The organism is Caldovatus sediminis (genome assembly GCF_014644455.1).
GTDB lineage: Bacteria > Pseudomonadota > Alphaproteobacteria > Acetobacterales > Acetobacteraceae > Caldovatus > Caldovatus sediminis.
Genome location: NZ_BMKS01000033.1, coordinates 1 through 5,710 on the forward strand (window position 1 = coordinate 1; position 5,710 = coordinate 5,710).

The window sequence follows — 5,710 nt, forward strand, 5'->3', positions numbered from 1 at the left end:
GGCTCCGGGTCGGTGGTCGTTGGCCTCGCAACCGCAGCCTCCCAACTCAGCCCCGGAGGGACAACCTCCTTGGCAGCGACAGCTTAGAGAGAGCCGTTTTCGCTCGGCTGTGCCCGCGACAACGGCTCTCGCTCGTTGTCTGTCGAGCCGATTCGCGCTCCCGGCCGTTCCCGCCCGTCCGCGATCGGCGCTAGGGAGGAAGGCGCAGCGCGCCGTCGAGCCGGATGGTCGCGCCGTTCAGCAGCGGATTGGCGCAGATCGCGAGCACCAGCGACGCGAATTCCGAGGGCCGCCCGAGGCGCTTGGGGAACAGCGGCAGCGCCTCCAACGCCGCCCGCGCCTCGGGGCTCAGAACGCCCATCATCGGCGTCTCGACGAGCCCGGGCGCGATGGTGACCACCCGCACCCCGAACCGCGCCAGCTCGCGCGCCGCGGGCAGGGTGAGGCCGACGACCCCGGCCTTGCTCGCCGAGTAGGCGCACTGCCCGATCTGCCCCTCGAAGGCCGCGACCGAGGCGGTGTTCACGACCAGGCCACGCTCGCCCTCGGCCAGCGGATCGGTGCGCGCCATCCGCGCCGCGGCCAGGCGCAGCACGTTGAAGGTGCCGACGAGGTTCACCTGCACCACGCGGGAGAACAGCTCGAGCGCGTGCGGCCCGCCGCGCCCGACCACCCGCGCCGCGGCGGCGATGCCCGCGCAATTCACGGCAAGGCGCACCGGGCCGAGCGCCGCCGCCTGGTCCAGCGCCGCCTCGACCGCTGCCGAGTCGCAGACGTCGCCGGCCACGGCGACGCCGCCGATCCGCTGCGCCACCTGCTGCGCGTTCTCGGCACGCAGGTCCATCACCACCACGCGCGCCCCGGCGGTGGCCAGGGCCTCCGCCGTCGCCGCGCCGAGACCGGACCCGCCGCCGGTCACCAGTGCGGCCACCCCCTGCACGTCCATCCGGCCCGCTCCTCCTCAGGCTGCATCGGAACGGGGGGATGATGGCGCGATTCTCGGCGCGGGCCGAGTCCCGCCCCTGTGCGCGCGGTCCGCAGGGCGCGGCCCCCTCTTGCTACCGGCGCTGCGCCGACGCCGCGGAGGTGGTGCGCGCCGCCCGGGCGGGCCGGCTGCCGCTCGGGCGCGTCTCGGACTCGCTGCAGGTTTCGGCGCGGTAGGGCAGGAGGACGTTCCGCTCGGCCCCGAACCGCGCGAGCTGGCCGGCATCCAGCGCCATCGCCTCGCGGAAGTACACTTGCGTGTCGCGACAGAAGAAGCTGCCCTGCCGGATCCGCTCCTCCTCCTGGGTCAGCGCGAGCTGGGTGTCGAACTGGTTGAAGCGGGCGCGCCCCTGGCTGCCGTGGACCCGCCGGAAATGGCCCTCGGCCTGATGGTAGGCGCTGCCGAGCTCGCGCTGGAAGCGGCGGACGAAGGCGTTGTACGCCTCCTCCTGCCGGCAGCCGACGGCGCCGACCATGAGCCGGCTCTGCAGCGCGCGCAGCTCGAGCGCGCTCAGCTCGGGCGGCTGCAGGCAGCCCGGGCCGGGCGCGGCGAGGGCGGGCGATGACGCCACGGCCAAGGCGCCGAGGCCGGCGAGGATCGAGCGGAAGGACAACATCGCGCCGGGTTCTCCGAGGACAGCGTGTGGGGCGCGGGAGCGCGCGGCGCATCGGGCACGCCGGGCGGAGGCCGGATCCGACCGCGACGGTTCCGGTCCGGGGTCCGCATGCGCCCGCTCCCGTGCCTGCCTTGTACACGGCCGCCGGCACGGCGCGAAGCGTCGTTCTGCGGGCCGCTTGGCTCTTTCTCCAAGGGGTTGCCGTCAGATCACGCCAAACAGGTAGAGCAGGATGATGATCGGGATCGGGATGCCGATCAGCCAGAGCAGGATGCCGCGCATCGGGGATGCCTCGTACCGTTCCGTGACGACGAGGCAACGCCCCGATCAGGCTGCGGGTTGCCCGCCCTCCCCGGCGGGCGTGCCGCGGTGCCGCGGCGGGCCCGGGCGCAGCCGGGCGCACAGCGCCGCGCGGCCTTTCGCCAGCCGCATCAGGTCCCCCATGCGGCGGTCGAGGAAACGCAGCGTCGCCGCGAGGTGCTCCTCCGGATCGGCCGCATCGGCCTCGGGTCGCAGCCAGAAGGCGAGGGTCGCGAGGTAGATCGCGGCGAGGCTCGCCCGCCGCGTGTACCAGGAGAAGTCCGCCGAGCGGTCGCCGGCGGCGTGCCACATCGCGTCCGCCGTGCGCGCCGCGCAGCGCACCGCCACGCCGGCATTCCAGGGCAGGGCGAGCAGCGCGAGGGCGCGGCGCAGCGCCTCGCGGTGCGGCACCGCCGCGCGCAGCCGCAGCTCGACCAGGCGGCGGATGCGCGCGGGCGTGCGCAGGACGGCGAGGTTCGCCGCCGCCGCGGCCTCGTTCATCTCGCGGTCGGCGAGGTCGGACCAGGCCTCGATCGCGCCGATCGGGCCGCGCGGGAAGAGGGAGGCGGCCTCGACGGGATCGCGGCCGAGCCCGGCGAGGCCGGCGCGCAGCGCGGACCAGGTCCAGCCGCGCGCGGGGACGTGGGGGAGGATCGCGCGGATCGCGGCGTCGCGCTCTGCGCTGCGCTCGAGGGAGTCGCCGGTCACGGGCGCGCGCCGGCGCCGTTGCCGGCGCCGGCCGCCTCTGCGCCCGCCTTGCGCTCGGCCTCCTCGGCGGCGGCGCGGGCGAGCTCCTCGGTGAAGCCGAACAGCGACAGGTCCTCCATGCGCATCGGGTAGAGCACGCCGTCGAGGTGGTCGGTCTCGTGCTGGAACACGCGCGCGGCCATGCCCTCCGCCTCGCCGGAGACCGGCCGGCCCTCGGCGTCGAGGCCGCGGAAGCGGATCCTGCGGGCGCGGGTGACGCAGCCGCGCAGGCCGGGGATGGAGAGGCAGCCTTCCCAGCCGCGCTCCACCTCCTCGCCGATCGGCTCCAGCGTCGGGTTGATCAGCGCGGCCGCGCCGCCGCCGGTGCGGTAGACGAAGAGGCGCAGCGGCACATGCACCTGCGGTGCGGCGAGGCCGATGCCCTGGGCGTCGTGCATGGTCTCGATCATGTCTGCGACCAGGCGGCGGATCTCCGGCGCGGCGGGGTCGGCGACCGGCTCCGCGACGCGCAGCAGGACGGGGTGGCCCATGCGGGCGATCTTGAGGATGGCCATGGCGGCGTCGTCTGCCTTCGCTGGGCGGGTGCGGCGTATGTCGGGCGATGTAGGCGCGCCGGCCGCGCCGCGGGAGGGCTTCCTGCGCGGCCCGGGGCCGTGCTAAGCATGCGCCCCTGCGTCGCGACCGATACGGTCCCTGTCGGGAACCCGGTTCCGGCGCGATCGTTCACATCGTCTTGGATCGGGCACATCGCCTTGGATCGGGCCGCATCCTGGCCCATATCAGGTCGCGACCGTGTCCAACGCAACCAGGAAAGGAGATCGAGCCGCGTGCAAGTCGTCGTCCGGGACAACAACATCGACCAGGCGCTGAAGGCGCTCAAGAAGAAGCTGCAGCGGGAGGGCGTCTTCCGCGAGATGAAGCTCCGCCGGCACTACGAGAAGCCGTCCGAGCGGCGTGCCCGCGAGGCTGCCGAAGCCATCCGCCGGGCCCGCAAGGTCGAGCGCAAGCGCCTCGAGCGCGAGGGCTTCTGACGCGGCGTGCACCTCCGCCGACCGGACGGGACGGCGGGGAATCGGCGCCCATCCGTGACCGCGGCGCGGGGCGACCCGCCAGCCGCGGTCTTGCGTTTCCGGACATCGCTCGGCCGATGCGCGCGGCGCCTGGCCGCCGCGGGGCGGCGCGCGTGCTGGCGGCGCTCCTGGCGCTCGCGCCGGCGGCGGGCGGCGCGGCGCGCGCGCAGGCGCCGGGCGCGGCGTCGGATGCCCTGCTGCCCTATCTGGCGCAGAGCGCGTGCCTCGATGCGCGGGGCGCGCCGGTTCCGGGACGGCTTCCCTTCGAGCCGGGGTGTGCGCGCCGGCGACCGCTCTCCCAGGGCGAGCCCTTGCCGTACCGCCGGCACGACTGGCCGGCGGCCGAGGCGGCGCGGCGTCTGCCCCACGGGTACCAGGCGAGCGACGCGGTGCTCGGGACGCTGCTCGGCCGGCCGGCGATCCTCCACACCCTCGATTTCGGCGACGGGCCGCGCCGTTTCGGCGTCTTCGACGCCGGGCGCGGGGATGGCGGGCAGGCGCTGATCCTGCGCGGCGGCGCGGCGGCGGCGGCGATGACCGAGGACGCGGGCGGCGGCGTGCAGTGGTTCGCCTCGCCGCGCTGCCGGACGGATCGCGGCGCGCTGCCGGACGGCTGGCTGCTCGCGGCGGCGCCGCTGCGCGAGGCGTGGACCGAGCGGGTGGTGCGGCTGTCCATCGTCCGCCGGCCGGACGAGTGCCCGGCCGCCTTCGGCGTCAGCTACACGCGCTGGCGCCGCATGCCGCGGCTGCCCGTGCCGTGGCGGGAGGCCGCGAGCGGGGCGACGGGCGTGTTCCTCGCCGACGCGGTGGTCTCCGAGCACTACGGGGGCGAGGCGATCACCACGGCCGATCACCTCGAGCGGTTCTTCCTCGCGCGCGACCTCGGCATGGTGCGGTGGGAGCGCTGGGAGAACCGTGCGCTGAGCCGCCTGCCGGACCGCGACCGCATGGCGCGGGTGATCGCGGAATCGGGGCGCTGCCCGCCGATCGAGGCCTCCGATCCGCCGGGGCGCGGGTGGATGCTGGTGGACTGCCGGACCTGGACGAATTTCGTGCGGGCGGCGCCGGGGGCGCTGTTGGCGGCGATGGCGTGGCCGGCGCCGGAGCTGCGCTGAGGGCGCACTGCCGCCTCCCGCTGCCGGCATCGGCGGCCACCGGGCTCAGAACCCATCCGGGAAGTTCTGCTTCATGCTGAGGTGGTTGCGGCCAGCCGCCGGAGCATGATGCGGATCATCGCCACGCGGACGAAGGGTAAGCGTTGCCCCGCGTCCCTTCTTGCTTTGGCCCGTTGAGGGCCTGAGAGGAGAGCCATCGCGGAGGTGAAGCGATGGCAAGAGGAATGGCTGGCACCGATGCCAGCACCGGTGCTGGCACCGGGGGTTCGGAGCGGGTCGAGATCGTCACGCGTGGCGAGCGGCGTCGGAGCTTCAGCGCGGAGGAGAAGGTCCGGCTGGTGGCGGAGACGTTCCAGCCGGGCGAGACGGTGACGACGGTGTCGCGCCGGCACGGGATCTGCACGAGCCTGCTGCATCGCTGGCGGCGCGCGGCACGTGGCGAGGTGCCGAGCCGGCGCGCAGCGAGGCCACGGCTGCTGCCGGTGCGTCTGGTGGCGCCCGACGCGGGGCCAACCGCGTCCCCGCCGCCGCCGGTGCCGGACATCGCGCCCGTCCCGATCGAGGTGGTGCTGCGCAACGGGCGGGTGCTGCGGGTCGCGGTGACGACGGGTCTCGCCGCGGTCGCGCGCCGCGCGGCGGCGCGGGAGGCGTGATCGGCCCGGCGCCGGGCGTGCGGGTCTGGCTGGCGGCCGGCCCGACGGACATGCGCCAGGGCTTCGACGGGCTGGCGCGGCTGGTGCAGGAGGTGCTCGGGCGCGATCCGTTCGGCGGCCATGTCTTCGCGTTCCGCGGCAAGCGCGGGTGGCGTCCCGTGTGGTGGTGTAGGAGGGTCAGAGCCCGGGGCGCGTAGCGAAGCCCCTGGTGGAGCGGAGCGCCCCGGGCGGCCACCGCGGTGATTCTCGGTAGGGTTGGGTTG

General features: G+C 75.3%; 8 protein-coding genes. 4 read left to right on the forward strand and 4 right to left on the reverse strand.

Annotation, left to right across the window (positions count from 1 at the left end; genetic code table 11):
- Positions 1-190: 190 nt before the first annotated feature.
- The 4 genes from IEX99_RS22110 to def form a co-directional block, all read right to left on the reverse strand.
- Positions 191-946, reverse strand: coding sequence for an SDR family NAD(P)-dependent oxidoreductase (locus IEX99_RS22110; RefSeq protein WP_188904384.1), 756 nt, complete (start codon positions 944-946; stop codon positions 191-193).
- Between the two features lie 112 nt (positions 947-1,058).
- Positions 1,059-1,601, reverse strand: a complete 543-nt coding sequence (locus tag IEX99_RS22115) for a hypothetical protein (RefSeq protein ID WP_188904386.1) — start codon at positions 1,599-1,601, stop codon at positions 1,059-1,061.
- A 327-nt stretch (positions 1,602-1,928) separates the two neighbouring features.
- Positions 1,929-2,609, reverse strand: coding sequence for a COQ9 family protein (locus IEX99_RS22120; RefSeq protein WP_188904388.1), 681 nt, complete (start codon positions 2,607-2,609; stop codon positions 1,929-1,931).
- Entirely contained in the window at positions 2,606-3,163 is a 558-nt protein-coding gene (gene def / locus IEX99_RS22125; protein ID WP_188904390.1) for a peptide deformylase, read from the reverse strand. The genes IEX99_RS22120 and def overlap by 4 nt, the downstream gene beginning before the upstream one ends.
- 273 nt (positions 3,164-3,436) lie before the next feature.
- On the opposite strand from def, the gene rpsU reads away from it, so the two are divergent.
- From rpsU to tnpB, 4 genes are all read left to right on the forward strand, one after another.
- On the forward strand, positions 3,437-3,640 hold the full coding sequence (gene rpsU / locus IEX99_RS22130) for a 30S ribosomal protein S21 (protein ID WP_188904392.1): 204 nt from the start codon (positions 3,437-3,439) through the stop codon (positions 3,638-3,640).
- A gap of 152 nt (positions 3,641-3,792) precedes the next feature.
- The gene (locus IEX99_RS22135) at positions 3,793-4,794 is read left to right on the forward strand and encodes a hypothetical protein (RefSeq protein ID WP_188904394.1); all 1,002 of its coding nucleotides are present in this window, start codon (positions 3,793-3,795) and stop codon (positions 4,792-4,794) included.
- 224 nt (positions 4,795-5,018) lie between these two features.
- The gene (gene tnpA / locus IEX99_RS22140; protein WP_188904396.1) at positions 5,019-5,447 is read left to right on the forward strand and encodes an IS66-like element accessory protein TnpA; all 429 of its coding nucleotides are present in this window, start codon (positions 5,019-5,021) and stop codon (positions 5,445-5,447) included.
- Complete coding sequence (tnpB, locus tag IEX99_RS22145; RefSeq protein ID WP_188904398.1) at positions 5,444-5,644, forward strand: IS66 family insertion sequence element accessory protein TnpB; 201 nt, start codon at positions 5,444-5,446, stop codon at positions 5,642-5,644. Before tnpA ends, tnpB begins: the two co-directional genes overlap by 4 nt.
- The last annotated feature ends 66 nt before the right edge of the window (positions 5,645-5,710 follow it).

Bases quoted from the DNA above. Each gene is read 5' to 3' on its own strand.
- IEX99_RS22115 (WP_188904386.1), bottom strand. From the start codon at position 1,601: ATGTTGTCCTTCCGCTCGATCCTCGCCGGCCTCGGCGCCTTGGCCGTG.
- def (WP_188904390.1), bottom strand. From the start codon at position 3,163: ATGGCCATCCTCAAGATCGCCCGCATGGGCCACCCCGTCCTGCTGCGC.
- tnpA (WP_188904396.1), top strand. From the start codon at position 5,019: ATGGCTGGCACCGATGCCAGCACCGGTGCTGGCACCGGGGGTTCGGAG.
- IEX99_RS22110 (WP_188904384.1), bottom strand. From the start codon at position 946: ATGGACGTGCAGGGGGTGGCCGCACTGGTGACCGGCGGCGGGTCCGGT.